The 632-nt window shown below is 46.0% G+C and carries 1 pseudogene; it reads right to left on the minus strand.

Going from position 1 to position 632, the window contains the following annotated elements:
• Positions 1–632 (minus strand): annotated as a pseudogene (locus FJQ58_RS00325) (STM4012 family radical SAM protein); the annotation flags it as partial.

Below are 632 nucleotides of genomic sequence, written 5' to 3' on the forward strand. Positions count from 1 at the left end.
CTCTGCGAGCCCAATCGTTATCAGCTCCGTTAAATCGCTATGATCCCTCATGGCATCCGACCCGAAACGCTCGGCATATTGGGACAGTGTAAGGCCCTCACTGTGTAGAATCGCTTTGAGTACAAATCTGCGCTTCTGCTCAGATTCATTTAATATAAATCCATAATCAGCCGTATCATATCGCTCAGCTTTTACATAATCCTCAATAATACTTTTGGCGGCTGCAACGCTTACTCCGTAGCGCGAAGCATAATGAACATCCCGGGTATAGGAGCGCGCACCGCAGCCAAGTCNACATTCTTATGCGAGAAGGAGATATCCTTTGCAAAGCGCCTCATCGAATACTGCTTATAACCCGCTTCCTCAAGGCGCTGGCGAGCAATATGATAAAGCTCAAGCCGAATATCCGTACCGCCGCTTCGAATTTGCTCCGGCTTCAGAATCGTATTCTCCCGTGTGTAGAGAGGATAAATAAAAATTTCTCCAGGAGAATAGCTAATCGCCTTCTCAAGTGAATAAAGCCAAGTAGAAGCTGTCTGGCCTGGCAGTCCATATATCAAATCTAAATTAACAAGCGGAAAGGAATAGCTCATCAGCTGATTTAATGCTTCCTCTGCCATATGTGGCTTTTG

The organism is Paenibacillus paridis, assembly GCF_006345825.1.
GTDB classification, from domain to species: Bacteria; Bacillota; Bacilli; order Paenibacillales; family Paenibacillaceae; genus Pristimantibacillus; species Pristimantibacillus paridis.